The following is a 25,542-nucleotide window of genomic DNA, read 5'->3' as shown; positions in this document are numbered from 1 at the left end:
CCGGCCCCGCCGATGACGGCTCCCGCAGGCCCGGTGATGCCTTCTGGGCTGCTGGTGATGTCTCCCGCTCCGGTGTCGAAGTCCCCGGTGGACCCGCTGTCGCTTCCTCGGGGGTCGTCGAGGTCTCCGGCCCCCGCTGATGACGGCCTCTGCAGGTCCGGTGACACCTCCGGGGTTGCCGGTGGCGTCTTTCGCGCTGGTGTTGAAGTCCCCGGTGGTTGCGCTGTCGCTTCCTCGGGGGTCGTCGAGGTCTCCGGCCCCGCTGATGACGGCCTCTGCAGGTTCGGTGATGCCGTCGGGGTTGGCGGTGGCGTCTTTCGCGCTGGTGTTGAAGTGCCTGGCAGGCCCGCCGCTCTCCGGGGAATCGCCGACGCCTCCCGCCCCGCCGACGACGGCCGCCAGGGGCCTGGCGATGCTTCCTGGGTCGTCGTCGAGGCCTTCCGCGCCGCTGACGGCGTCCCTCGTAGACCTGCCGTCGTTTCTTGGGGAGCCGACCGCGCGCCCTGCAGCGCGCGCGGCGTTCGTCGTGCCGGGGATCGCAGCCGGGTGGATGCCCGGACCCGCGTGAGCGCCAAGCCCGTGCTGCGGCTCGCGTCGGCCGACGGTGAGGACGTTCGGGGCCGACACGGTGATGACCCCGTGCTCTGCGCCTCCAGCCCGGTGGTGCCCTCGTCCAGCCCCGCCACCCCCTCATCCGGAGTCATCTGGACCCGTTCCTCCGGAGTCATCTGGACCAGAACGACCAGCCCCGCCCCCTCGACCCCCGCCGGAGGCGCGGTGGTCATCCCGCTTCGGCCCCGCCCCTTCGCCGTGTCTCCTCATGAGCCCGACGATCCCGACCGCTCGCCCTCGGGCCCCGCCGCCGTACGGCCTGCCGTACCTGACAGCGCCTCCGGAAACGTCCGGCGGCTCGCGGCCTGAATCCCCGCGAATCCAGCGTTATAGGGACGTTATGGTGCGGTACGCTGACCGCGCCGAGATAGGTGATCCCTTTATCGCGACGTAAGTCCTGATGCGAGGAGGAAAGCTGTGAGGCGGCGAACCAGCCACTGGCCCGCCTGCGCCTACGCGGACTTCATCCCCCGTCCACGTCACGTTTTTGCACCCGGAATCCCCGTTCGGCGCACTTTTGGACAAGACCAGGCAACTTCGAGCGGCAGATTGGCGATCGCCCGATGACAGAGAACCCGCCCGCGGGTATCGACATCTCTACGCCGAACGTCGCACGCATCTACGACTTCATGCTCGGCGGAAAGGACAACTTCGCGGCGGACCGTGAGGCCGCCGAGCAGATCATCAAGGCGTTCCCCGAATCGCGCGAAGGCGTGCAGCTGAACCGGGAGTTCCTCGGCAACGCCGTCCGCCATCTCGCGGGCGAAGCGGGCATCCGCCAGTTCGTCGACATCGGGGCGGGACTGCCCACGCAGAACAACGTCCACCAGGTCGCCCACTCGGTGAACCCCGACGCCCGCGCCGTCTACGTCGACAACGATCCGGTCGTCTGTGTCCACGGACGCGCTCTGCTGGCCAACTCGCCCAACGTCGCCATGGTCGAAAGCGACCTCCGCAAACCCGACGAGATCTGGTCCAGGGTCCTCGAAACCGGCCTCATCAACGGCGACGAACCCGTGGCGGTGCTGCTCGTGGCCGTACTCCACTTCCTCGACGATCCGTACGCCGAGGTCGCCAGGCTCAGGGAGCTGATGGCGCCCGGCAGCCACCTGGTGATCACACACCTGTCGTCGAAGGACGAACGCAGCGGCGACACCGAAACGATGCGTCAGGTGTACTCACGGGCCAGCTCGGGCGTAGTGCCGCGAACCCTCGCGGACATCCAGCGCTTCTTCGGGGACTTCGAACTGCTCGACTCGGGCGACTTCATCTCTCCCCAAGCGCTGGAGCGCTTCGCCGTCCTGGGCTGGGCCGGCGTCGCCCGCAAACCCTGACCCCCACCCCAGCCCCGCAGCCAAGGCCCCGCCCTTCGCCCCAGTTCCGAGAGCCCAAGCTTGCCTCTCGGTCCTGACCTCGCCGTCCAAGTGCGTCCCGCAGTTCTGACCACCTTCCGGCCGCGTCCCGCGGGGTTCTGACCACCTGCCCGCTGTGTCTCGCGGGTTCTGGCCACCTTCGGGTTGTGTTTCGCGGGGTTCGGGTCGTCCTTCGGTTGTGTCTCGCGGGTTCTGGCCACCTTCGGGTTGTGTTTCGCGGGGTTCGGGTCGTCCTTCGGTTGTGTCTCGCGGGTTCTGGCCACCTTCGGGTTGTGTCTCGCGGGGTTCGGGTCGTCTTTCGGTTGTGTCTTGCGGGTTCTGGCCACCTTCGGGTTGTGTCTCGCGGGGTTCGGGTCGCTCTTCGGTTGCGTCCTGCGGGATTGTGACCGCCCTTCAGCTGCGTCCTGCGGGATTGTGACCGCGCTCCAGCTGCGTTCGGGAACGATGGCGGGGGGTCGGACGTCGTAGCCGGTATGACGGATTTCGCGGGGATTGATGACCAGCTGCGGGTGGCCAAGGAACGCGTACGGCATCTCGAGCACCTGACCCGCCAGCGGGGCGCGCTCACCGGCCAGATCCAGCAGGTACGGCAGGCGATCGTGGACCTGACGCCCCGCCTTGCCGAGGAGGAGCAGGACGTCGTCCGTCTGGAAAGTGGTTTCGTGGGGTTCCTGGCGAAACTGGCAGGCTCGAAGGAGGAACGGCTCGCTCAGGAACGGATCGAGGCCGAGGCCGTCCGGCAGCGCTTGCACGGCCACCGCCTCAGGCTGTCGGCGCTGGAGGGCGACCTCGAGGGCATCGACGCGGAGCGGGTGGCGCTGGAGGCGGCGCCAGGGGAGTACGCGAGGTTGCTGGGGGAGAAGGAACGGCTCCTCATCGAGCTCGACGGTGACCCGCGAGGGCGGGACCTCGCTGAGCTGGCGTCGACGTTGGGCGATCTGACCGCCGATCTCCACGAACACGAGGAGGCGCGGAAGGCGGGGATGGCCGCGGGCGCGGAGCTGGCGCACGTTCTCGACCGGTTGAACAGCGCGCGCGGGGCTTCGACGTGGGACATGTTCGGGGGCGGCGTCCTCGCCGACTCCATCGAACGCAACCGACTGCAGCAGGCCGACGAGGCGGCATGGCGGGCGCAGCGGGCGCTGGACGTGTTCGCCAGGGAGCTGGCCGACGTCGGGGTGATGGCCAACCCCCGGTTGCCTGAGGTGGACACGCGGTGGTTCGTGGACACGTTCTTCGACAACATCGTCACGGACGTCATGAAGCACCACCGGATCACCGGCACGCATGACGCGGTGGCGCAGGCGGCCCAGTGGGTGGAGGAGACGGTCGCCTCGATCTCCAGACGGACCGCCGAGCTGTCGTCCGAGTGCGCGCTTCTGCAGGCCCGCAGGGACGCACTCCTCGCCCCCGGTCCCTGACCGAGGCTGCCCGTACCGGGGGGCGTCAACCGTCCCAAAGGCGTCTCCGTCACGCTGTATCCATGACCTGGATTCTGCGCGGCGGTCCGCCCTCTGGTGTCCCAGGGGGCGTCAACCGTCCCAAAGACGTCTCCGTCACGCTGCATCCATGACCTGGATTCTGCGGTGGTCCGCCCTCTCGCGTCCCAGGGGGCGCCGACAGTTCCACCGGCGGATGTGGCGGGGCTGGAGCGGTGGTCGCGGGCGGGTGGTCAGCGGGCGGGGCGAGCCGGGATGGGTGCCCCTGGGTCAGGTGAGGGTGCGGGCGGCTTCGTGGGACTCTGTGACGGCCGCGGGGATGTCCACCACGGGAAAGATCACATGGCGGACCACCCGCTCCGGATCCACCACCAGGATGAGCCGCTTCAGCCGCAGCGTCTGTCCCGACCGGAACGTCGGCAGCCGCAGCGCCGCCGCCAGCCGTAGGTCCACATCCGACAGCAGCGGAAAAGGGATCCCCTCCATCTCCGCGAATGCCGCCTGCTCGTCCTGACGTTGCGTGCTGACCCCCCTGAGCGCGATCCCGTCCGCCGCGAACCGCGCAGCCGCGTTCCTGAACAGCCGGTTCTCCAGCGTGCAGCCCACCGCTCCCGGCACCTCGTTCCAGCCGGGCGGCAGCGGCGTGGGCATCCCCGTCGCGGGATAGGCGAAGAGCACGGTCGGCAGGGAGGGATCCACCACCTCCAGCTCTCCTCCGCCGCTCGTGGGGAGTCTCAGCGGGTGCGGGATCGCCGTGCCCACGAGCGAGTGGACGCGCCGGGCGGGAGGGCTGTTCGGCAGGGACACCCCCGTGAGCGTCCCGTCGCCGACGATCCAGCGGTCGGCCCAGTCCTGCATCGAGATCAGTACGGGGGCGAGCGCGGCGCCCACCTCGCTGAGCACGTAGTCGTTCCTGACCGGCCCCGACTGGTACGGCCTGCGCTCCAGCACGCCGTGGTCGACGAGGTGCCTGAGCCGTTCGGTCAGGATCTTCCTGGAGATGCCGAGCTCGGTGAGCAGGTCCTCGAAGCGCAGGTGCCCCCGTGCGACCTCCCGGACGATCAGCAGGCTCCACCAGTCGCCGACCACGGCGGCGGCCTGGGCGATCGAGCAGGTGATGTCCTGGTCGCGCAGTTGTCTGGCCATGCCCTCCATCATACTCGGTGAGTCTCCAATGGAGACTTACCAGAGGGCGAGGATCTGGAGGAGGACGCGCTCCAACGTGCCTGCGGGGTCCAGGTCCGCGCCAGGACTGCGCCAGGCGATGAACCCGTCGGGCCGGACGAGGACCGCGCCGCTCTTGCTCACGCCGTACCGCTCCAGCCACACCTCGTCCACGTCCAGCAGCTCCCCGCCGATCCTGTGCGGCGCCAGGCGGAGCCCGAGCTGGTCCCTCACCGCGCGTCCGGCGTCCACCCACGCCTGCCCGTACGGCCCGGCCAGCAGCACGAATCCCGACCCGAACAGGTCGTGCGTGGAGATCCGCCGCCCCTCCCAGTCGAGCACCACGTGGGCGGCCCTGCCGCCGGGACGTCCGTCGGGGGTGCGCGGGTCCTCCAGCAGCGAGCCGTCGTCGCCGGGTTCGGTGAGGATGGCGAAGGAGTGGTAGCGGTAGCCGAGGAGCGCCGCGAACGGGTCCTCGAGCGGGGCAGGGTAGTCGACGCGCTGGGCGGGCGGCATGCGGAAGCCCAGGTTGGCGAGCTGGGCGTCGGCCGTCAGCTTCCCGATGGGACGGCGCTCGGCGTCGTAGGAGTCGAGGAAACGCGGGCCGGCCTGTCCCGTGATGACCAGCCAGAGCCGCCAGGCCAGGTCGCAGCCGTCCTGCAGCGCGGTGCTGCCGCCCTGGCCGCCTGTCGGGGGCATCGTGTGGGCGGCGTCGCCGGCCAGGAACACCCTGCCCTCCCTGTACCGGTCGGCCAGGACGTGCGCGGTGGGGAAGGTCGCCGTGTCGAGGACGGTGACGTCGAGGTCGGGCACGCCCACGCCCAGCCTGACGAGCTTCTCGTGGTCGGGGTCGGGCTCGCCCTCGTAGGTGACGCCCAGCACGTGCGCGCCGACGCCTGTGCCGGTGATGAAGACGCCGGTGTACTCAGGGCGCTGCAGGTACCAGAGCGTGACCTCGCGCTCGTTGACCAGCGTGCTGAGGTCGGCGTCGAACATGATCGCCTGCAGGTGGTTCAGCACGCCTCTTCCCGAGGTGGGGATGCCGAGCTGGGCGCGAAGCCGGCTGCGGTAGCCGTCGGCGGCGATGACGTAGTCGGCGAGGACGGTCGTCTCCGTCCCGTCCTCGGCGCGGATGAGCGCGGTCACTCCGTCGTCGTCCTGCTCGAGCGAGACGAACTCGGTGGAGAAGCGCAGGTCCGCGCCCAGCTCCTCGGCCTTGGCGCGCAGCACGCGCTCGACCTCCGCCTGCGGCGCCCCGAGGTCGGGAGCGGGCGAGAGGTGCGTGGGGAAGGGCACGGCGCTGGTGTCGAAGAGGATGTTCGGCTCGGGGTCGGTGAGGCTGGAGGCCACGGCGATGCGCATGCTGTCGCCGATGCCCTGCCAGATGCCGGACAGCTCCTTCTCCAGCCCCGGCACCGGACGCAGCAGCTCCATGGCGCGCATGTTGACGCCGAAGGCCTTGGGCTGCAGCGAGGTGCTCGCGTGCCGTTCGACCAGCAGGACGGGGACACCGCGCCAGGCGAGCATGGTGGCGGCGCTGAGCCCCGCGTAGCCGCCGCCGACGATCAGGACAGGTACTCTCATCGTTCCGCCCTTCGAGATATGTCGCGTCACGCATCAAGATATGACGCGTTCTCGGGACGGTCAAGATATGTCGCGTCTGTGCCGCCCGCAGGGCGTCACGCCCTACCGGAGGTGGGCTTCCAGGCGTTCGACCTTGCCGGTCATGCCGTCAGTGACGCCGGGCCGTACATCGGCCTTGAGCACCAGGCTGACGCGGGGAGCGACCTCGGCCACCGCCTCCACCGCACGCTTGAGCACGTCCATCACCTCGTCCCACTCGCCTTCGACGGTGGTGAACATGGCGTCGGTGTGGTTGGGCAGTCCGCTGTCGCGCACCACCTTGACGGCGCGCGCGACAGGCTCGGAGACACCCTCGCCGACTCCCAGCGGGGTGATGGAGAAAGCAACGATCATGCTTCGATCCTAGGGCGGTGGGTGGGAGCGCGGGCTCCCACCCACCCCGAGCGTCAGTGGTCGTGACCCTCGTGGTCGTCCTCGTCCTCGTCGCTGGGCCCGTCGGAGGGCTCGACGCCCAGCACGGCCTCCCGCGGCTCGACCTCCTGGACGTGCTCGATCAGGGACAGCACGTGGTCGGGCTCGATCAGCCACTGAAGGGCGGTCGCGCCCGTCTCGTCGGAACTCACCAGCTCGGCCTGCTCCTTGCGCTCGTCCTCGTCGAGGTCGGCGTCAGGGTGCCGGATCTCGGCGAGGGCGGCCGCCTGCAGGGCGGCGACGTCCAGCACCTCGACGGTCAGCTCGACCGTGAGGCGGAGGAACTTTTCTTCATCACTCATGGGAAAAGAGCCTAGGGCAGCTTCCACTCGACAGGTGTCGCGCCTTGCTGGATGAGCAGTTCATTGGCGCGGCTGAAGGGCCGTGAGCCGAAGAAACCGCTGCGGGCCGACAGCGGGGAAGGGTGCGCGGACTCGATGCGCGGCACGCTGCCGAGCATCGGGGCGAGGTTGCGCGCGTCGCGGCCCCAGAGGATGGCCACCATCGGCTTGTCGCGGGCGACGAGGGCGTGGATGGCCTGCTCGGTGACCTCCTCCCAGCCCTTGCCCCGGTGGGAGGCCGGCTTGCCCGGCATGACGGTCAGCACCCTGTTGAGCAGCAGGACGCCCTGCTCGGCCCAGGGGGTCAGGTCGCCGTTGGAGGGCATGGGCAGGCCGAGATCGCTCTCCATCTCCTTGTAGATGTTGCGCAGGCTGCCGGGCAGCGGGCGCACGTCGGGGGCCACGGAGAAGGACAGCCCGACGGGGTGTCCTGGCGTGGGGTAGGGGTCCTGGCCGACGATCAGCACCTTGACCTCGTCAAAGGGCTGGTTGAAGGCGCGCAGGACGTGGGCTCCGGAGGGGAGGTACTGCCTGCCCTCGGCGATCTCGTCCCGGAGGAACTCGCCCATGAGGGAGATCCGTTCGGCGACGGGCTCGAGGGCGCTCGCCCATCCGGATTCGACTACTTCGTGTAGGGGACGACCGGCCATGGTCATGCACCCTATCGATCAGAGCGAGCGGGGCGCACGCCGTCCAGAAAAGATCACAAAGGGGGACCGGGCGCCCGCCTGCCGCCGCGAGACGGGCGCCCAGTGGATCACTTGACCGAACCGGCCATCATGCCCTGCACGAAGTAGCGCTGGAAGGCGAAGAACAGGACCAGCGGGATGATCAGCGACAGGAAGGCTCCGGGCGCGATGATGTCCACGTTGGTACCGAACTGCCGCATCTGCGACTGCAGGGCCTTGGTCATCGGCTGGTTCGACGCATCGGCGAAGACCAGGGCGATGAGCAGGTCGTTCCACACCCACAGGAACTGGAAGATGCCCAGTGACGCGATCGCGGGCTTGCCGAGCGGGAACACCACCGTCGAGAAGATCTTCCACTCCGACGCGCCGTCCATCCTGGCCGCCTCGAGCAGCGAGGCGGGGATGCCGACGAAGAAGTTGCGGAGCAGGAAGATCGCGAAGGGGAGTCCGAAGGCGACGTGGAAGAGGACCACGCCGGGGATCGTGCCGAAGATCCCGGCCTGGCCGTACAGCGTGGCGATCGGGATCAGCGCGATCTGGATCGGCACGATCAGCAGGCCGACGACGACAAGGAACAGCGGGTCGCGTCCCTTGAAGTCCATCCAGGCGAAGGCGTAGGCGGCCATCGCCGCGATGCCGATCACCAGGATCGTGGTGGGCACCGTGATCATGACGGTGTTCCAGAAGGAGGCCGAGAAGCCGGTCGCCAGCAGGCTGGCGTAGTTGCTGAGAGTCAGCTCGGCGGGCTTGGTGAAGATCGTCCACCAGCCCTCGGCGTTGTTCGCGGTCTCGTCTCGCATCGAGACCACCAGCAGGCCGAGCGTCGGCACCAGCCAGAACAGGCCGATCAGGATCATCAGCACCTGGACGGCGCCGCTGCCGAGACGGTCGACGATCCTGCTGAGCGGGCCTCGTTTCACCGTTCCCGCCTGGACGTCAGCCATCACTGCTCCCTCCTGAACCGGCGGATGTTCATGATCATGAACGGCAGGACCAGGATGAGCAGGAAGATCGCCAACGCGCTGCCGAGTCCCTGGTTGTTCCCGCCGCCGAAGGAGACTCGCCACATCTCCAGCGCGATCACGTTCGCGTTCGGCTGCACCGAGCCTGGCGCGATGATGAAGACCAGGTCGAAGACCTTCAGCGTATTGATGATCATCGTGACGAACACGACGAGCAGCACGGGAGAGAGCAGCGGCACGGTGATCTTCCTGAAGACCTGCCACTCGGTCGCGCCGTCGATGCGCGCCGCCTCCAGCGCGTCACGCGGGATGGCCGACAGGCCCGCCGCGATCAGCACCATCGCGAAGCCCGCCCACACCCAGACGAACGCGCCGATGATGGCGGGCGTGATCAGGGTGGGCCCGAGCCAGGTCAGGCCGTTGAAGGGCGCCTCGAAGTTCGACTGCGGCAGCCGTACCGTGTAGGAGCCCTGCGCGAGCCCGTCGAAACGGAAGGTCCCGTCGGCGGCCGTCGTGGTGGTGGCCGCGACCTGACCGCCGCTGACCGCCTCCACCGTCACCCCCGGCAGGCCCTTCTCCGTGCCGTCGACCTCGCCTGCCTTGCCGCCGCCTCCCGCGGTGAAGTCGAGCCACACCGTGCCGGTGAGGCCGTCGCCCGCGGCGGGCTTGGCCGTCTGCGCGTCGGAGGGAACGGCCTCGGGCTTGAGCCCGACCAGCGGGATCAGCACCGGCTGGCCCGCCTGCGCGGGCTGCTTGGTGACGACTGTGTCGCCCTGCGCCGTGACGGGCGAGGCGTCGTTCTCCCTTGGCCGCGCTCCCTCCAGGCCGCCACCGGAGGAGAACACCCCGGAGATGGTGGACATGATCGCGTTGGCCGCGCCGCGGTCGGGGTCCTCCTCGTAGACGAGGCGGAAGATGACGCCCGCGGCCAGCAGTGAGACGGCCATCGGCATGAACACGATCAGCTTGAACGCGGTGGTCCACTTGATGCGCTCGGTGAGCACCGCGAAGATCAGACCCAGCGTGGTGACCAGGATCGGGGCCACGATCACCCAGATGAGGTTGTTCCTGATCGTGGTGAGCGTGCCGGAGTCGGTGAAGATCGTGCCGAAGTTCTCCAGGCCGACGAACTGGGTGCCCGTGGCGTCGTAGAGGCTGCGGAAGATCGAGTAGATGATCGGATAGATCACCCAGATGCCCAGCAGCAGCATCGCGGGGAGCACGAAGAACCAGGCCACCGCGGCGGAGGGGCCCAGCCTGTTCTTGCCGGGCGCCGGCGCAACGGTGGGCGCGGCCCCTCCCGCCGTCGCCAGCTCGGGTTCCTCCGAGGCGGCGGTCCTGCGGGTGCCCGGCCCCGATGCGGCGCCCTCAGCGGGGGAGGCCGCGGCGCGGGCGGGGTCGGCGGAGTCGGAGGTGTGGGCGGGGTCGGGATTGTCCGCGGAGGCGGAGCCCGAAGTCGCCGTCTGGGGGGTGGGTTCTGGCCCGGGGGAGGACCCGCGCGACACCTCGTCGCGCGGGTCGGTCGGGCCGTTCAACCGGTCGGTCACGGCCTCGCCCCTTTACTTCCAGGCCTTGGCGGCCTCGGTCTCCAGGGCCTTGGCGGCTGCCTTGGCGTCGGACGGGTCGCGCAGGAAGTCCTGCAGGACCTTCCACTCGCCCTTGCCGTCGGTTCCGCCGAAGGCGCTCGGCGCGAGGTCGGACATGTCGTATCGGACCGTCTCGCCGGCGGAGATGATGGTCTGCGCCAGCTGCTTGGTCAGCTCGCTCGGGTAGTTGTCAGGCGAGACGTTGCGGTTCGGCGACAGGTAGCCGGGCAGCTTCGCCCACACCTCGCCGCCCTCCTTGGAGGCGAGGAACTCCAGCAGCGCCATCGCGCCGGGGGAGTCCTTCAGCGCCACGGCGATGTCGCCGCCCAGCACGACGGGAGCGGTGTCGCCGACCTTCGGGAAGGGGAAGATCTTCGCGGTCTCGCCGATCTTCGCGCCGGACTGGGTGGCGGAGGCGGCCACGAAGTCGGCCTCGATGACCATCGCGCCCTTGTCCTGGCCGTACACCTGGGTCACGCAGGTCGGGAAGTCGGTCTGCAGGGCGCCGGTGTTGCCGCCGACCATGTAGTCCTTCTTGCCGAAGATGCCGGCCATCTTCTCCAGCGCGGTCACCACGGAGGCGTCGGTCCAGGGGATCTCGTGCTTGGCGAGCTGGTCGTACTTCTCGGGGCCCGCGGTCGAGAGGTAGACGTTCTCGAACAGGTCGGTGAGCGTCCAGCCGGAGGCGCCGCACAGCGAGAACGGCGGGGTGCCGGAGTCGGAGACCGCCTGCGCGGTCTTCATCAGCTCGTCCCAGGTGGTCGGGGCCTGCACGCCGGCGTCGGTGAACGCGGCGTCGCGGTACCAGATGATCGACTTGTGCGCGGCCTTGACGAGCACGCCGTACACCTGGCCGCCCGCGGAGCCGAGCTCCTTCCAGTACGGGGTGTAGTTGTCGTCGATCTGCTTCTGGACCTCGGCGGTGAGGGGCTTGAGCGCCTTCTGGTCGGCGTACTGCTGCACCAGACCGGGCTGGGGAAGGATCGCCACGTCGGGCGGGCTGCCACCCTGGATGCGCGGGCCGAGGTAGGCGCCGGTGTCCTCACCTGTGGAGGCGTAGGTGACCTGGGCGCCGGTCTTCTCCTGGAAGGCCTTGAGCACCGCCTCGAAGTTGGTCTGCTCCTCGCCCGTCCACTTGGCGGCGACCTCGATCTTCACCCCCTCCAGCGTCTTCTTGGCGGGGGCGGCCGAGCTGGCGGCGCCCGTCTCCTGGGGGGTGGTGCTCGGCGCGTTGCCGCACGCGGCGATGGCTACGGCGAGCCCCGCCAGAACAACTGCTTTTCGCATGATGCCTGACCTCGAATCACTGGGTTGCGACGATCTCGGCCAACTCCGCTTTCATGGAGGCGGCCACGTCATCGGTGGACTGGTCGTAGGGCGGGCTGAGCGCTTTGGAGACCGCGCTCGCGACCACCAGGCTCAACTGGTTGTAGTTGGCGCTCACCGGCCGAGGCTTGGCCGCGAGAATGCTCTCTTTGAGCACCGGCAGGTAAGGGAAACGCTTGATCAGCGCAGGGTCGTCGTAGAGCTCCGCCCACACGGGAGGGAAGGACCCTTCCGTCAGGACGCGGCGCTCGTTCTCCAGGCTGGTGAAGTACTTGATGAACTCCTGGGCGGTGTTCTGCCGCTTGGAGTAGGCGCTGATCGCCAGGTTGGCGCCGCCCAGTGAGCTCGATCCTGGCCCGTCGAGGCCCGGCAGCCTGGTCACCGCGAACTTGCCTGCCACCTTGGACTGGGTGGCGGGGCCGTACGCGTGGGGCCAGTTGCGGGCGAAGACGAGCTGGCCGTTCTGGAAGGCGAGCCTCGACTCCTCCTCCTTGTAGTTCAGGGCCTGAGGGGGGATCCATCCCTCGCGCAGCCCCTGGGTGAAGAAGTCGAGAGCCTGCTTGGCCTTGGCCTGGTCGAGGTCGGGGAGCGTGCCGCCCGCCGACTGCACGGCCTCGGCGAAGTTGACGGTGAGTCCTTCGTAGGCGGCCAGCTGGCCCGCATAGCCGCCTATGTCATGCTTCTTGGTTGCCGAAAGAGCCTGGGAGCGAAGCTGGGCCCAGGTCGTGGGCGGCTTCTTCACCAGGTCCTTGCGGTAGTAGAGAAGCCCTGCGTTGCTGGTGTACGGCACTGCCCAGAGCTTGCCCTTGTAGACCGCGGTGTCGACGACGGGCGGCAGGAACCTGTCGAGCGGGAAGCTCCCGCGCTCCAGGGGGATGATCCAGCCGTTGTCGGCGAACTCCGCCGTCCAGACCACGTCGAGTCCGAGCACGTCGTAGCGGTCGCTCCTGGCCTGCAGGTTGGCCACCAGCTGTGCTCGCTGCTCGTCGGCCGCCTCAGGCAGCTCGAGCAGCGTCACCTTCTGCGCGGGATGCGCCTTGTTCCACCGGTCCAGCAGGGGTTGCAGGTAGCCGGTGGTGTCGCGTCCCGTGGCGAAGGTGATCGGACCCTTGGGGTCCTCGCCGCCCTCTTCCGTCGCCGCCGCGCATCCGGCCACCAGGAGCGCGAGCAGCATCACGGACAGGGGGCGGAACACGTGACCTCCAAATTTCTACCGGATTACATTCGTGTTAGGTAGATGCATTCATGTTATGCACAGCGCTAATCTGAACGTCAACGGATATCTCCGTAACGAGCCCGTAACGAGGAGGTGGGCGTGCGGCTGCACCTGCTGGCGCTCCTCGCGAAGGAACCTGCCCACGGCTACGAACTCAAGCAGGCCCTCGAGCAAACCTTCGGCAGCGCCTACCCTTCGCCCAACATCGGCCAGATCTATGTGACGCTCGGCCGGCTGGAGAAGGACGGGCTGGTCAGGGCCGTCGACGTCGAACAGTCCAACAGACCCAACAAGAAGGTCTACTATCTGACGGGCAAGGGCCGCGACGCGCTCACCGACTGGGTGGACGAGCCCACGGAGGGTCCGAGGGTGCGCGACGAGTTCTTCATGAAACTCGTCCTCGCCCCGCTGACCGGCATCGCCGACCGGATGGCGCTGATCAACCGCCAGCGCCGTCACTACCTCGCGCTGATGCGCGACCTCAACGAACTCGCCGAGCGGACCGATCAGGGGAATCAGGTCGCGCTTCTGCTGATCGAGGGAGCCATGCTGCACCTGCAGGCCGACCTCGACTGGCTCGAACGCTGCCAGGAGGACCTCGCGTGACCGTGCTCAGAACGGTGAACCTCGTCAAGATCTACCAGAACAAGCACGTGCCCGTGCCGGCCGTCAGAGGGGTGGACCTGCTCGTCGACGAGGGCGAGTTCGTCGCGGTCATGGGCCCTTCGGGCTCGGGGAAGTCGACCCTCCTGCATATGCTCGGCGGGCTCGACATCCGCACCAGCGGCGAGATCTGGCTCGACGGCCAGCGCGCCGACACCCTCTCCGAGAGCGCGTGGGCGCTGCTGAGGCGCAAGAAGATCGGCTTCGTCTTCCAGTTCTTCAACCTGGTCGCCAGCATGACCGTGGCCGACAACGTCGAGCTGCCTGCGCTGCTGGCGGGGGTCTCCTCCAAGGAGGCCAGGGCGCGCAGGGAGTACCTCCTCGACGCGCTGAGCCTCACCGAGCGGGCCGACGCCGCGCCCGCGCAGCTGTCGGGCGGCGAGCAGCAGCGCGTCGCCCTCGCCCGCGCGCTGGCCAACAAACCGGCCCTGCTGCTGGCCGACGAGCCCACGGGCAACCTCGACAGCCGCAACACCCGCGACGTGCTGCGCCTGCTGAGCGAGGTGCACCGCGACGGCCAGACGATCGTCCTGGTCACCCATGACGCCAGGGTCGCCAGCCTGGCCGACAGGGTGGTCTCGCTGCTGGACGGCCAGATCGTCGACGACGGAAGGATCGCCCGCAGGCGTCCCGGCAGGGGCGGCGCGGGGGAGGTCATCGACCTGCGATGAGAGCCGGAGCCCGATGGATCAGGGCCGACCTGCGGGCCAGGCGCGGCCAGGCCGTCCTCACCGTGGCGACCATCGCCGCGATCGTGGCCGCGCTGATCACCGCCGCCACGCTGCTCGAGGACAGCACCAACCCGTGGCGGGGCCTGTTCTCCCAGACCAACGGCGCGCACCTGTGGGTCCACACCAAGGACAGGCCGCAGGTCGTCGCGCTCAGGGAGATCGACGGCGTCACCCAGGCGGCGGGGCCCTACCGCACGGCGCCCGTGACGCTGCTGGAGGAGGGCAGGAAGGCGCCCGCCGCGCTGCGCGCGATGCCGGTGACGCCGCCCGAGGTGGCCAGGCCCGTCGTCGCGGAGGGCGGCTGGCTGACCTCCTCGCAGCCCGACGGCGCGGTCGTCGAGCGCTCCTTCGCCAGGGCGCTCGGCCTCGGCGTGGGCAGCCCCGTGAACGTGACCGCGCTCAGCGGCGCCCGCCACGTGCTGTACGTGCGCGGCATCGCCGACTCCGCCGACCAGGGCTTCTACCCCGAGTGGACGCCAGGCCTGATCTGGGTGCTGCCGGAGAAGCTCGACAGGATCGAGCCCGAGCTCGGCCGCAGCGAATGGGTGACGGGCCTGCGCCTGGCCGACCCGGAGTCCACCCAGTTCGTCTCCCAGCGCGTGGTCGTGATGCTCGACGAGGAGGTGCAGCGCGTCTACACCTGGCGCGAGGTGCGCGACGCGATGGAGCTCGACAACAGGCTCCTCGGCACGCTGCTCGCGCTGTTCGGCATCGTCGGCCTGGTGGCCGCCGCGCTCGCGCTGGCCAACGCGGCGGGCGGGCGGGTCCTCGCCCAGCTGCGTGACCTGGCCACGCTGAAGTCCATGGGCTTCACCCGCGGCCAGGTGGCCGGGCTGCTGCTCGTCGAGCACGGCGCGCTGGGCCTGCTGGGCATCGCCCTCGGCGTCCTGCCGGGGTGGCTGGTCACCTGGCTGGTGCTCGACAGGACCGCCGTCGCCCTGGTGCCGCTGGTGGCGATCACGGCCGGCACCGCGCTGGTGGTGCTGGTGGCCGTCGGGCTGCCCGCCTGGCGCGGCAGCCGCACCCCGCCCATCCCCGCGGCGCCCTCGGCGCCGCCGCGCGGCCACCTGTCCAGGCTGGCCAAGCTGGCTCTGCTGGTACGGCTGCCGCCCGCGCTCGTCCTGGGCGCCCGCGACGCCTTCAGCAGGCGGGTGCCCGCCTTCCTGACCACGTTCGGGCTCGCGGTGCCGATGATGATGATCACCATCGGGCTCGGCGTCTGGGCCACGCTCGACAACTTCCTCGCCCATCCCGAGCAGGTGGGCCAGCACGCCCAGCTGCTGGTCCGCCCGGTCAAGCTGACACCCGAGGAGGCGAAGCGCGCGGCCCAGCTCGACCCTGGCGTGCGCGAGGTCTATCCGGGCGCGGACGTCGACGCGCTGGTTCCCGGCGTGGCCAGGTCCATCAGGGTGCGCGCGATCGGCGGCTCGGGCGCGCCCTACCCCTTCCCCGTGGCCGAGGGCCGGATGTACGCCGACAGAGGCGAGGCCGTCGCGGGGCAGGGGCTGCTCGACCTGCTCAAGGTGAAGATCGGCGACAGGGTGTGGCTGTCGGTCGGCGGCACCCCGCTGATCGTGCGCATCGTCGGCAGGACCGTCGAGCCCGACCTCGACGGGCAGGTGCTGTCGCTCGGCGTCGACAGTCTCGCGGCCAAGGACGTGGTGCCGCCCGAGTTCTGGGGCCTGGCGTTGAAGAAGGGCGCCGACCCCGCCGACGTGCGCGACAGGCTGCTGACCGCGTCGGGGGAGGGACTGGAGATCCAGCGCGTGGTCAACCCCGCCGAACGACTGTCGATCATCAGGGCGGTCATCGTCGCGCTGATCGTCGTGCTGGCGCTGATCGGCCTGGCCAACCTGCTGACCGCCAGCGCGCTGGGGCTGCGTGACCACGCCCTCGACCTGGCGGTGCTGAAGGCGATGGGGCTGACCCCGCGCCAGGTCATGGCCACGCTCGTCACCGGCACGGGGGTGCTCGTGGTGCTGGGCGTCGTCCTGGGCACCGCGGCGGGTTCCTTCGTCGTGACGAGCCTGATCGACCTGCAGGGCCACACCAGCGGCGTGGGCGCGGGCATCGGCAGGCCGCCCTCGGCCCTGACGCTGACCGTGGCCGTCACCGCGGCAGTGGGCGCGGCCCTCGCGGTGGCGCTGCTTCCAGCGCGCCGCGCGGCCCGCGCCCAGCTGGGAACCTACGGCTTCAGTGCGAACCAGTAGAAGCCGTGACCCGGCAGGGTTAGCAGGTACGGCAGGCTGCCGATCACGGGGAACGGCACCCCGCCCCTGGCCTCGACCGGGGTCATGCCCTCGAACCTGCGCAGGTCGAGCTCCACCGGCTGGGGGAACTTCGACAGGTTGTTCACGCACAGCATCAGGTCGTCGCCCTCCTCACGGGTGAAGGTGAGGACGGCGGGATTGGACGACCACATCTCGGTGTACGCGCCGGTGCCGAAGACCGGGTGGTGGCGGCGGATCTGCAGCATGTTGCGGGTGAAGTGCAGCAGCGACGACTGGCTCTTCTGCTGCGCCTCCACGTTGACCGCCTGGAAGCCGTAGATCGGGTCCATGACCGTCGGCAGGTAGAGCCTGCCGGGGTCGGCGGTGGAGAAGCCCGCGTTGCGGTCGGGGCTCCACTGCATCGGCGTGCGGACCGAGTCGCGGTCCTCCAGCCAGATGTTGTCGCCCATGCCGATCTCGTCGCCGTAGTACATGACGGGCGAGCCGGGCAGGCTCAGCAGCAGCGCGGTGAACAGCTCGATCCTGTCACGGTCGTTGTCGAGCAACGGCGCCAGACGCCGCCTGATGCCGAGGTAGGCGCGCATGCGCGGGTCCTTGGCGTACTCCGCGTGCATGTAGTCGCGCTCTTCCTCGGTCACCGTCTCGAGCGTCAGCTCGTCGTGGTTGCGGAGGAAGATGCCCCACTGCGCGTTCTCGGGCAGCTTCGGCGTGCGCGACATGATCTCCGAGATCGGCTCGCGCGTCTCCTTCTTGACCGCCATGTAGATGCGCGGCATCAGCGGGAAGTGGAAGGCCATGTGGCACTCGTCGCCGCCCGTGGTGGGGTCGCCGAAGTACTCGACGACGTCCTCGGGCCAGCCGTTGGCCTCGGCCAGCAGCACCCTGTCGGGGTAGAGGCGGTCGACCTCGGCGCGCACCTTCTTCAGGTAGGCGTGGGTCTCGGCCAGCCCGCTGCAGCTGGTGCCCTCCCTCTCGAACAGGTACGGCACGGCGTCGAGCCTGAACCCGTCGATGCCGAGGTCCAGCCAGAACCTCAGCACCTCCAGCATGGCGTCCTGAACGGCGGGGTTGTCGTAGTTCAGGTCAGGCTGGTGGTGGAAGAAGCGGTGCCAGTAGTACTGCTTGCGGATCGGGTCGTAGGTCCAGTTCGACTCCTCGGCGCCCACGAAGATGATCGGCGCGTCGGGGTAGCCCGTCGGTTCGTCCGCCCACACGTAGAAGTCGCCGTAGGGCCCCTCGGGATCGTGCCGCGAAGCCTGGAACCACGGGTGCATGTCGCTGGTGTGGTTCATCACCAGGTCGGTGATGATGCGGATGCCACGCGCGTGCGCCGACTCGATGAGCTGCACGAAGTCACCGAGATCACCGAAATCCGGCAGGATCTTCCCGTAGTCCGAGATGTCGTAGCCGCCGTCACGCAGGGGGGACTCGTACAGCGGCAGCAGCCAGAGGCAGTCGACGCCGAGCCACTCCAGGTAGTCGAGTTTCTCGATGAGACCACGGAGGTCTCCGGTCCCGTCGCCGTTGGAGTCCTTGAACCCCCGGACGAGCACCTCGTAGAACACCGCCCGCTTGTACCAGCGTGGATCGGCCGAGACAAAGGTCTCGCTGACCGATGGGTTGTTCATATGACGCTCACAGAAGGAGATGTGGGCAGGACGAAGTCACCGGATGCCCCGGTGTGTTGTGTGGTGACCGCGCCGCTGGAGTCGTCATCCCTGCGAACCCCAGGCCCTGCCGGAACCAGATCTGTGACCTGGAGGCTCCGGTTGTATGCGGCGCTTTTCAATGAAAAACGTGCAGCTCGGAGGCCCTGAAGGCCGAAAGCAGCGTACGTTTTTTCATTGGTACGGGCCGAACACTACCAGCCCGGGGGACCGTCCATAATCCCCTTGCTTCGACCGCCTGTAATGCCCGCGAGACCGGTACGTGCTTGTGGCGTTACCCTGCGTTCTCCGTGCCTGTCAGAACGGCGGAGCAAGCTCCGTGAGGTCGTTCTCGTAGTCGGTCAGCCACGCGCCGAACAGCACGAGACCCCGCACCCAGAACCTGTCGTTCCAGCCGCTGAACCTGGTGAGAGCGTCGGGCCCGGACGAGATCACCTCGTGCAGGCCCTCCGACAGCAGCCAGGGAGCACGCTCGGCGACCTTGCCGAGCATCGTGTGGGAGTAGGCGCGGGCGGGCGCGGCGGTCGAGCGCAGGGGCACCCGCTGCAGCGGCTGCTTGACCACGTTCGTGGACGGCAGAGCGGCCACGCGCGGGTTGGCGGCGTGCAGGACCTCCCTGTAGAAGCGGCCCTTGTCCTTGCGCGCCACCCCCACCGACAGCGCGGCGTCGAAGAAGTCGGGGTGGATGAACGGCCCGGCGAAGGAGGCCTCGGGGCCCACCAGGTTGACCGCCGAGCGGGCGATGCCGCGCACGGTGCGGGTGTGCAGCACCGACAGCGGCAGCTCGGCCCTGTGCCCGTGGAGCATCGAGGTGGAGGCGTCGAACTGCTCGCGCACGACCTGCCCGATCCAGCCCTCGGCCGCCTCGGACAGGAACGGCGTGGACGGCGCGCCGAGCGAGAGCGAGCTCAGCACCGCGGCCGAGCGCTCCTGCTGCGTCCTGGCCTCCAGGGCCGCACCGCTGACCATGAAGTTCTTCAGCAGCGGCCCGCCGGCCAGGCCGTCGATCAGGACGCGGCCGGAGCCGTGCACCTCCTTGGCGAAGGGGGCGTACCAGGCGTGGTGCGGCGTCATGAACTCGAGACGCCGCGCCACCTCCAGCGCGTCGCCTGGATAGGCGGCGGCGTCCTGGGTGATCACGCGGTGCCGTACGCCGAGCTCGCGGGTGATCGCGCGGGCGAAGGCGATGTCGGTGTCGGTGCCGTCGTCGGGACTGGTCGTCCACGACTCCACGTCGGCGCCCTTCGCCACCGCCACCGAGCACAGCAGCCGCGAGTCGTAGCCGCCGCTGACCGGCACAAGGAGCGGACGGCCCTCGTACTCGTCGTAGACCGCGTGCAGGATCTCCAGCAACTCCCCGGCGCTGCGCCAGGCCTCGTAGGGCTCCTGCCGCAGCCAGCGCGGCAGCCGCCGCTCGGTGGACAGCCCCTCGGCGGTGTGCACCAGCGCGCTGGAGCCGGGCAGGCGCCTGATCCCCGCGTACGGCGTGGCGTCGCCCAGCGGGAAGGTCACCTGGATGATCGAGGCCCACGCCGCCCAGTCGATGTCGACGGGCACGAGCTCGAGCAGGGGCTTCAGCAGCGAGGAGAAGTAGATCGCCTCGTCGGTGCGCACGTAGTAGACGTCGACCAGACCGAGCGCGCCCGCGTGCAGGATCGTGCGCGCGCCGTCGGAGATCAGCCCGGGCGTCTCGTAGGTCTCGGCGACCGTGATCCAGTCGGCGGCCTGCGCGGGCCTGCGCTCGCCCCAGGAGAAGGCGAACGTCGTGGGCGTGCGATGGTAGGGCGGCAGCGGCTGCGAGCTGTAGAGGGCCGCCTCCGCCGTCTGCAGGGCGGGGCGCACCTTCGGCCCCGACCCTGCGAGTTTGTCGAGCAGGCCCGTGTCGAAGCGGCCGAGGGCGCCGCATACGTACGGCCTCACATTGAACGCCGGCCACTGCACGCGATCTCACTCCTCAACGCCGATTCCAAGCGAAAGAGTATCCTTTGCCGGGCCGAGAGACGGAGGGCCTGTGACTACTGAGCTTGAGAGCACGCGACGCGCGCTGCGCGACGCCATCGCCGAGGCGGAGCGCGCCGCGGAGCTGGCAAGGCTGCTGGACGCCGCCCAGGCCAAGCTCGCGGAGGCCGAGAGGGCCACCGAGGAGCTCAGGTCGATGAACGAGCGACTGGCCGAGGCCGAGAGCGAGCTCGAGACCGAGCGCACGGCCGCGGAGCGGCTCCGCAAGGAGCTGGCCGAGCAGCGCTACCAGGCCGAGGTGGCCCAGTGGAAGCTGTCCTCGCTCAAGGTCGCGAGGTGGAACCGCATCGGCGACGCGATCAAGACGGGCAAGAGCAACCCCGTCCGGCTGGCCAAGGGGCTGAAGGGCGCGGCGAAGCCGGTCAAGCGGCCCGTGGCGCCCAAGCGCAAGCCCATAGCCGTCACCGCGCAGAAGGACGACCGTCCTGGCGCCGCCTTCCAGGCGACCAGCACCACCAGGACGGTCGAGGGCAGGTCGGTACGGCTCAAGCCGTTCAGGATCCCGACAGGACCCAACACCCGCCCGCACCTGACCGCGGCCGTGATCGCCGACCCGCACGCCGAGGCGCTGCTGCGCTACGAGTGGCGGCAGACGACCGGGTTCACCCCTCGCGACTTCGCCCGCGTGCTGGCCGCCGAGGTGCCGCACCTGCTCGTGGTCGAGTCGGTCACGCAGGGGCCCTGGGCCGAGGAGATCACCGGCGAGCCCGGCGAGGGGGTGCGCGAGCTGCTGGCCTGGTGCGCCGCGCGCGGCATCCGCACGGTCTTCTGGCACACCGGCGGCACGGTCGCCGACTACGCCGTCACCGCCGAGCTGTTCGAGTACCGCTTCACCACCGACCTCACAGCGGGCTGGCCGCGCCTGCCGTTCGCAGTGCAGCCGCGCGTGCACAACCCGCTGCCGCTGTCGGGCGGGCGCTACGACCGGGTTCTCACGCTCGAGCAGCTGCTTCCCGCCCATCTCGGCTACCCCGACGTGCTCACGTCCTACCGCTGGCCCGTGGCGGTCGACTGCCCGCCGGGCACGCCGCACTGGCGCCTCGCCGAGCTGGCCGCCTGCGGCACCTCCATCGGCCCCGAGGCCGACTCGCGCCGCGCGCACGCCGCGCTGCGCAGGGCCTACGCGGCGGGCACCATGACCGAGCGCGTGGACGAGCTGCTCGAGACCATCGGCCTGCCCAGCGCACGCGCGACGCTGGACATCTCGGTGATCCTGCCCGTGCCCGACTCCTCGCGGCTGGAGCACGCCCTCGCCCAGGTCGTCAAGCAGTCGGGCGTGACCCAGGTGATCGTCTTCGGGCATCCCTCGATCGAGGAGCGGGCACGAGAGGTGCTCGCCCCCCGCGAGGTGGTCTTCAGGGAGCAGGACCCGTCCGTGAGCACCGGCGCCATGCTCAACAGGGGGCTCGACCTGTGCGAGGCCGACCTGGTGGCGATCATGGACCCCCGCGACGTGTACGGCTCGCACTACCTGGCCGACCTCAGGCGCGCCTTCCTCTTCAGCACGGCCGACATCGTGGGCAAGGCCTCCTACTACGCGCACCTGCGCGGGGCGCACGCGACGCTGCTGAAGCAGCCCGAGTCGGAGTACACCTACACGCCCGAGGTCAACGGGGCGACGCTGCTGGCGCGCCGTAACGCGCTGCGCGCGATCGGCTTCGCCGACCTGACCGAGGGCTGGGACGAGGTGCTCATGCGGCAGTGCAGGACCGACGGCATCAAGGTGTTCTCCGCCGACAGGTTCGGCTACGTGAGGGTGCGCGACGAGGACCGCTGGCTGCTGGGCGCCGCCCACCTGGTCGAGTACGGCTCCGCCGAACCCCACGCCCTCATCTGAGCCGTCGAGGGCCCTCCCGCCCCGCACCCCGGCTCCGCTTCCCAGGAGGCCGGCCCCTGGCCAGGCCATGTCCTTGCCCGCCTATGTCCTTGACCACCCATGTCCTTGACCACCCCGGCCCGGTGACGGCGGGCCGGGGAACCGCCGGAGGCAGGCCCCGTGGCCGCCTCCGGCGTGGGCGGAGGGGTCTAGGCTCGGGTGCTGTGAGACCGGGGCGGCTGGCCGAGGTGCTCGGCGAGCCGCCGGCGCCCGAGGGGACATGGGAGCGCGAGGCCGTCTATCTCTCCGCCGCCGCCCTGCGCCGCAGGATCGCGCCGGGCGACCTCGCCGCCGAGGTGCGCGCCCTGGCCGGAGTCGTGGCGGTGGAGGTCGGGGGCAACGGGTTCCTGCGCATCACCGTCGACACCCCTGGCGACCTGCTGGACGATCCCCACGAGCCGGTGGACTTCCCCGGCCAGTGGCAGGACCTGCCCCGCACGTGGGACAACCCCGGCTTCGTCGTCAGATACGCGCACGCCAGAGCCGCGGCCGTCCTGCGCTGGGCCCGCGAGCTGGACGTGCCCCGCGCCGGGTTCACCGCCTGCGCGCTGTCCGGCCCCCACGACAGGGCCGTCCTCAGGCTGCTGGCCGAGCTGCCGAGCCGCAGGGCGGGGCGCGACCCTGGATGGGCCGCCTACCTGCCCAGGCTGGCCCTCGCCTACCACGACGCGCATGAGCGGGCGCCGGCCGTACCGAGGGGTGAGGAGGAGCCGGGGCCCGTCCACACGGCCAGGGTACGGCTGGCGGAGGTGGTGCGGGTGGTGCTCCCCGGACCAGAGCGAATCTGAAAATATCCAGTCATATGGCGAATTTAGGCAAAAATTTCCGCAGAATAGCGAGATCGCGTCTCGATCCGTGGGCAGTCGTCCCACCAGCGCCACCGGGTCCGATAGCCTCGATCGGGTGAGTCGATTCGCCCATCCAGCAGGGGACAGGCACGCTGAGATGCTGCCCCATGAGCGCCCGCCGCTGGCGCCCGCCGACCTCAACCGGATCAACCACGCGATCTGGCCGCGAACGTCGACGCGAACGGATGGCGCGCTCACGATCGGCGGCGTCGACGTGCGTGACCTCGCCGAGCAGTACGGCACGCCGCTCTACGTCGTCGACGAGGACGACGTCCGCTCGCGCATGCGTGAGTACGCCACCGCCTTCGCGGGCTCCGACGTGCACTACGCGGGCAAGGCGTTCCTGTGCAAGGAGATCGTGCGCTGGCTGATGGACGAGGATCTGGGCCTCGACGTGGCCAGCGGGGGCGAGCTGGCCGTCGCGCTCAGTGTCGGCTTCCCGCCCTCGCGCATCACCCTTCACGGCAACAACAAGTCCGCCGCCGAGCTGAGGCGCGCCCTCGAGGTCGGCGTCGGGCACGTCGTCGTCGACTCCTTCGAGGAGATCGCCAGGCTGGGCTACTTCGCCGAGCAGATGGACGTCAGGCCCCGCGTCATGGTCCGCGTGACCACGGGGGTCGAGGCGCACACGCACGAGTTCATCGCGACGGCGCACGACGACCAGAAGTTCGGCCTGTCGCTCAACACCGGCGCGGCGGCCGAGGCCGTCCGCCGCATCCTGGCCCTTCCGCAGCTCGAGCTCGTCGGCCTGCACTCCCACATCGGCTCCCAGATCGTCGACACCGCGGGGTTCGAGGTCGCGGCCACGCGGCTGGCCACCCTTCTGGTGCAGATCAAGGACGAGCACGGCGTGGTGCTGCCCGAGCTCGACCTCGGCGGCGGCTACGGCATCGCCTACGTCGAGGGTGACGTCGCCCCCGACATCAAGGTCATCGCCGACGCGCTGCGCGAGATCGTCGAGAAGGTCTGCACGAGCTCCGGGCTGCCGGTGCCGCGCCTGACCGTCGAGCCGGGCAGGGCGATCGTCGGTCCTGGCGGCGTCACGCTCTACGAGGTCGGCACGGTCAAGGACGTCGAGGGCCTGCGCACCTACGTCAGCGTCGACGGCGGCATGAGCGACAACGCGCGCACCGCCCTGTACGGCGCCGAGTACACCACCGTGCTGGCCTCCCGCGAGTCGGACGCCGCGCCGATGCTGTCGCGCGTGGTGGGCAAGCACTGCGAGAGCGGCGACATCGTGGTCCGCGACCACTACCTGCCCGCCGACCTCGCGCCGGGCGACCTGCTCGCCGTGGCCGCGACGGGCGCCTACTGCAGGTCGCTGGCCAGCAACTACAACTACCTGCCCAAGCCCGCCGTCGTGGCCGTCTCGGGCGGCAGGGCGCGCGTCATCGTGCAGGGTGAGACCGAGGACGACCTGTTGAGGGGGCAGCTGTGAGCAAGCCGCTGAAAGTCGCGCTGCTGGGGTGCGGCGTGGTCGGTTCGCAGGTCATCAAGCTCATGGAGGAGCAGGCCGACGACCTGGCCGCCCGCATCGGAGCCCCGCTCGAGCTGGCGGGCGTCGCGGTCAGGAAACCGGGCCGTAAACGCGAGGTCTCCTTCGACCCCGCCCTGCTGACCACCGACGCCGAGGGCCTGGTCACCCGCGACGACGTCGACATCGTCATCGAGGTGATCGGCGGCATCGAGCCCGCCCGCTCGCTCATCCTGGCCGCCATGGCCAGCGGCAAGTCGGTCGTCACGGCCAACAAGGCCCTGCTGGCCGAGGACGGCGCCACCATCCACGCCGGCGGCGGCGACCTCTACTACGAGGCCAGCGTCGCCGGGGCGATCCCGCTGCTGCGGCCGCTGCGCGAGTCGCTGGCGGGCGACAGGGTGAAGCGGGTGCTCGGCATCGTCAACGGCACCACCAACTACATCCTCGACAAGATGGACTCCACCGGCGCCTCGTTCAACGACGCGCTGGAGGAGGCCCAGGCGCTGGGGTACGCCGAGGCCGACCCCACCGCCGACGTCGAGGGCTTCGACGCCGCCGCCAAGGCGGCCATCCTGGCCGGTCTCGCCTTCCACAGCAGGGTCACGGCCGCGGACGTGCACCGCGAGGGCATCACCGAGATCACCGCGACCGATGTGGCCAGCGCCAAGGCCATGGGCTACGTCATCAAGCTGCTGGCCATCTGCGCCCGCTCCGACGACGGCCGCTCGATCGGCGTGCGCGTCCACCCCGCGATGATCCCGCGCACCCATCCGCTGGCAGGGGTACGCGAGGCCTACAACGCGGTCTTCGTCGAGGCGGAGTCGGCGGGGCAGCTGATGTTCTACGGCAAGGGCGCGGGCGGCGCTCCCACGGCCTCGGCCGTCCTCGGTGACCTGGTGGCGGTGGCCCGCAACCGTCTGGCCCGCACCAGGGGCCCCGAGGAGTCCGTCTACGCCTCGCTGGCCGTCCACCCGATGGGGGAGACCGTCACCCGCTGCCACGTCTCGCTCGACGTCGCCGACAAGCCTGGTGTTCTGGCGCAGGTGGCGACGCTCTTCGCCGAGCACGACGTCTCCATCCAGACCGTCCGCCAGGAGGGCCATGGCGACGACGCCCAGCTCGTCATCGTCACGCACAGGGCGACGGACGCGGCGCTGTCGGCGACGATGGAGGGGCTGCGCAGGCTCGACATCGTCAGGGCCATCGCCAGCGTGATGCGCGTCGAGGGCGACGACTGACGGCGCCGTCGGGCACGCGAAGGCGGCTC

21 protein-coding genes are annotated in these 25,542 nt (G+C 69.9%); 10 read left to right on the top strand and 11 right to left on the bottom strand.

Annotation, left to right across the window (positions count from 1 at the left end; genetic code table 11):
• The first annotated feature begins 564 nt into the window (after positions 1-564).
• From FHR33_RS18620 to FHR33_RS18610, 3 genes are all read left to right on the top strand, one after another.
• Entirely contained in the window at positions 565-921 is a 357-nt protein-coding gene (locus FHR33_RS18620) for a hypothetical protein (protein WP_183649220.1), read from the top strand.
• Positions 922-1,175: 254 nt separating this feature from the next.
• Positions 1,176-1,946, top strand: coding sequence for an SAM-dependent methyltransferase (locus tag FHR33_RS18615; RefSeq protein ID WP_183649217.1), 771 nt, complete (start codon positions 1,176-1,178; stop codon positions 1,944-1,946).
• 512 nt (positions 1,947-2,458) lie between these two features.
• Positions 2,459-3,406: a hypothetical protein gene (locus FHR33_RS18610; RefSeq protein WP_183649214.1), complete on the top strand. Its 948-nt coding sequence runs from the start codon at positions 2,459-2,461 to the stop codon at positions 3,404-3,406.
• 288 nt (positions 3,407-3,694) lie between these two features.
• On the opposite strand, the gene FHR33_RS18605 is transcribed toward FHR33_RS18610, so the two are convergent.
• From FHR33_RS18605 to FHR33_RS18565, 9 genes are all read right to left on the bottom strand, one after another.
• The gene (locus tag FHR33_RS18605) at positions 3,695-4,570 is read right to left on the bottom strand and encodes an HxlR-like winged helix-turn-helix transcriptional regulator (RefSeq protein ID WP_183649211.1); all 876 of its coding nucleotides are present in this window, start codon (positions 4,568-4,570) and stop codon (positions 3,695-3,697) included.
• Between the two features lie 36 nt (positions 4,571-4,606).
• On the bottom strand, positions 4,607-6,172 hold the full coding sequence (locus tag FHR33_RS18600) for an FAD-dependent monooxygenase (RefSeq protein ID WP_183649208.1): 1,566 nt from the start codon (positions 6,170-6,172) through the stop codon (positions 4,607-4,609).
• A gap of 102 nt (positions 6,173-6,274) precedes the next feature.
• On the bottom strand, positions 6,275-6,565 hold the full coding sequence (locus FHR33_RS18595) for an MTH1187 family thiamine-binding protein (RefSeq protein WP_183649205.1): 291 nt from the start codon (positions 6,563-6,565) through the stop codon (positions 6,275-6,277).
• 53 nt (positions 6,566-6,618) lie between these two features.
• Positions 6,619-6,945 (bottom strand): hypothetical protein, encoded by a 327-nt coding sequence (locus tag FHR33_RS18590; protein WP_183649202.1) that lies wholly within the window; start codon positions 6,943-6,945, stop codon positions 6,619-6,621.
• A gap of 11 nt (positions 6,946-6,956) precedes the next feature.
• Complete coding sequence (locus FHR33_RS18585) at positions 6,957-7,634, bottom strand: uracil-DNA glycosylase (RefSeq protein WP_183649199.1); 678 nt, start codon at positions 7,632-7,634, stop codon at positions 6,957-6,959.
• Positions 7,635-7,741: 107 nt separating this feature from the next.
• Complete coding sequence (locus tag FHR33_RS18580; RefSeq protein WP_183649196.1) at positions 7,742-8,617, bottom strand: carbohydrate ABC transporter permease; 876 nt, start codon at positions 8,615-8,617, stop codon at positions 7,742-7,744.
• The gene (locus FHR33_RS18575; RefSeq protein WP_376773175.1) at positions 8,617-10,182 is read right to left on the bottom strand and encodes an ABC transporter permease; all 1,566 of its coding nucleotides are present in this window, start codon (positions 10,180-10,182) and stop codon (positions 8,617-8,619) included. Before FHR33_RS18575 ends, FHR33_RS18580 begins: the two co-directional genes overlap by 1 nt.
• Positions 10,183-10,194: 12 nt before the next feature.
• Positions 10,195-11,508, bottom strand: a complete 1,314-nt coding sequence (locus tag FHR33_RS18570) for an ABC transporter substrate-binding protein (RefSeq protein WP_183649192.1) — start codon at positions 11,506-11,508, stop codon at positions 10,195-10,197.
• 16 nt (positions 11,509-11,524) lie between these two features.
• Complete coding sequence (locus FHR33_RS18565; protein WP_312895604.1) at positions 11,525-12,742, bottom strand: ABC transporter substrate-binding protein; 1,218 nt, start codon at positions 12,740-12,742, stop codon at positions 11,525-11,527.
• Positions 12,743-12,862: 120 nt separating this feature from the next.
• On the opposite strand from FHR33_RS18565, the gene FHR33_RS18560 reads away from it, so the two are divergent.
• From FHR33_RS18560 to FHR33_RS18550, 3 genes are read left to right on the top strand one after another with little or no spacing between them, the layout of a single operon-like run.
• Positions 12,863-13,369 carry a PadR family transcriptional regulator gene (locus FHR33_RS18560; RefSeq protein WP_183649189.1) on the top strand — a complete coding sequence of 169 codons (507 nt, stop codon included), beginning with the start codon at positions 12,863-12,865 and terminating at the stop codon, positions 13,367-13,369.
• Positions 13,366-14,097: an ABC transporter ATP-binding protein gene (locus tag FHR33_RS18555; protein WP_312895603.1), complete on the top strand. Its 732-nt coding sequence runs from the start codon at positions 13,366-13,368 to the stop codon at positions 14,095-14,097. The genes FHR33_RS18560 and FHR33_RS18555 overlap by 4 nt, the downstream gene beginning before the upstream one ends.
• A complete protein-coding gene (locus FHR33_RS18550; protein ID WP_183649186.1) occupies positions 14,094-16,367 on the top strand; it encodes an ABC transporter permease in 2,274 nt (757 codons plus the stop codon). Before FHR33_RS18555 ends, FHR33_RS18550 begins: the two co-directional genes overlap by 4 nt.
• On the opposite strand, the gene treS is transcribed toward FHR33_RS18550, so the two are convergent.
• Together treS and FHR33_RS18540 are read right to left on the bottom strand one after the other, a co-directional pair.
• Positions 16,343-18,016 (bottom strand): maltose alpha-D-glucosyltransferase, encoded by a 1,674-nt coding sequence (gene treS, locus FHR33_RS18545; protein WP_183649183.1) that lies wholly within the window; start codon positions 18,014-18,016, stop codon positions 16,343-16,345. The two genes, FHR33_RS18550 and treS, sit on opposite strands and share 25 nt — an antisense overlap.
• Before the next feature lie 336 nt (positions 18,017-18,352).
• The gene (locus FHR33_RS18540) at positions 18,353-19,996 is read right to left on the bottom strand and encodes an asparagine synthetase B family protein (protein ID WP_183649180.1); all 1,644 of its coding nucleotides are present in this window, start codon (positions 19,994-19,996) and stop codon (positions 18,353-18,355) included.
• 70 nt (positions 19,997-20,066) lie between these two features.
• On the opposite strand from FHR33_RS18540, the gene FHR33_RS18535 reads away from it, so the two are divergent.
• The 4 genes from FHR33_RS18535 (at position 20,067) to FHR33_RS18520 (ending at position 25,513) form a co-directional block, all read left to right on the top strand.
• Positions 20,067-21,911 carry a hypothetical protein gene (locus FHR33_RS18535; RefSeq protein WP_312895602.1) on the top strand — a complete coding sequence of 615 codons (1,845 nt, stop codon included), beginning with the start codon at positions 20,067-20,069 and terminating at the stop codon, positions 21,909-21,911.
• A 203-nt stretch (positions 21,912-22,114) separates the two neighbouring features.
• Complete coding sequence (locus FHR33_RS18530) at positions 22,115-22,738, top strand: anticodon-binding protein (RefSeq protein ID WP_183649177.1); 624 nt, start codon at positions 22,115-22,117, stop codon at positions 22,736-22,738.
• Positions 22,739-22,853: 115 nt separating this feature from the next.
• The gene (lysA, locus tag FHR33_RS18525) at positions 22,854-24,236 is read left to right on the top strand and encodes a diaminopimelate decarboxylase (RefSeq protein ID WP_183649174.1); all 1,383 of its coding nucleotides are present in this window, start codon (positions 22,854-22,856) and stop codon (positions 24,234-24,236) included.
• Positions 24,233-25,513, top strand: coding sequence for a homoserine dehydrogenase (locus FHR33_RS18520; RefSeq protein ID WP_312895601.1), 1,281 nt, complete (start codon positions 24,233-24,235; stop codon positions 25,511-25,513). Before lysA ends, FHR33_RS18520 begins: the two co-directional genes overlap by 4 nt.
• Positions 25,514-25,542: the final 29 nt, after the last annotated feature.

The sequence above is a fragment of the Nonomuraea dietziae genome (genome assembly GCF_014195505.1).
GTDB lineage: Bacteria > Actinomycetota > Actinomycetes > Streptosporangiales > Streptosporangiaceae > Nonomuraea > Nonomuraea roseola.
Note: the sequence above shows the minus strand (reverse complement) of the source record. Positions and strands in the feature narration are given on the sequence as shown.

Coding starts and splice junctions, on each gene's coding strand:
- FHR33_RS18610 (WP_183649214.1), top strand. CDS start 2,459: ATGACGGATTTCGCGGGGATTGATGACCAGCTGCGGGTGGCCAAGGAA.
- FHR33_RS18600 (WP_183649208.1), bottom strand. CDS start 6,172: ATGAGAGTACCTGTCCTGATCGTCGGCGGCGGCTACGCGGGGCTCAGC.
- FHR33_RS18570 (WP_183649192.1), bottom strand. CDS start 11,508: ATGCGAAAAGCAGTTGTTCTGGCGGGGCTCGCCGTAGCCATCGCCGCG.
- FHR33_RS18590 (WP_183649202.1), bottom strand. CDS start 6,945: ATGAGTGATGAAGAAAAGTTCCTCCGCCTCACGGTCGAGCTGACCGTC.
- FHR33_RS18550 (WP_183649186.1), top strand. CDS start 14,094: ATGAGAGCCGGAGCCCGATGGATCAGGGCCGACCTGCGGGCCAGGCGC.
- FHR33_RS18615 (WP_183649217.1), top strand. CDS start 1,176: ATGACAGAGAACCCGCCCGCGGGTATCGACATCTCTACGCCGAACGTC.
- treS (WP_183649183.1), bottom strand. CDS start 18,016: ATGAACAACCCATCGGTCAGCGAGACCTTTGTCTCGGCCGATCCACGC.
- FHR33_RS18595 (WP_183649205.1), bottom strand. CDS start 6,565: ATGATCGTTGCTTTCTCCATCACCCCGCTGGGAGTCGGCGAGGGTGTC.
- FHR33_RS18605 (WP_183649211.1), bottom strand. CDS start 4,570: ATGGCCAGACAACTGCGCGACCAGGACATCACCTGCTCGATCGCCCAG.
- FHR33_RS18580 (WP_183649196.1), bottom strand. CDS start 8,617: ATGGCTGACGTCCAGGCGGGAACGGTGAAACGAGGCCCGCTCAGCAGG.
- FHR33_RS18585 (WP_183649199.1), bottom strand. CDS start 7,634: ATGGCCGGTCGTCCCCTACACGAAGTAGTCGAATCCGGATGGGCGAGC.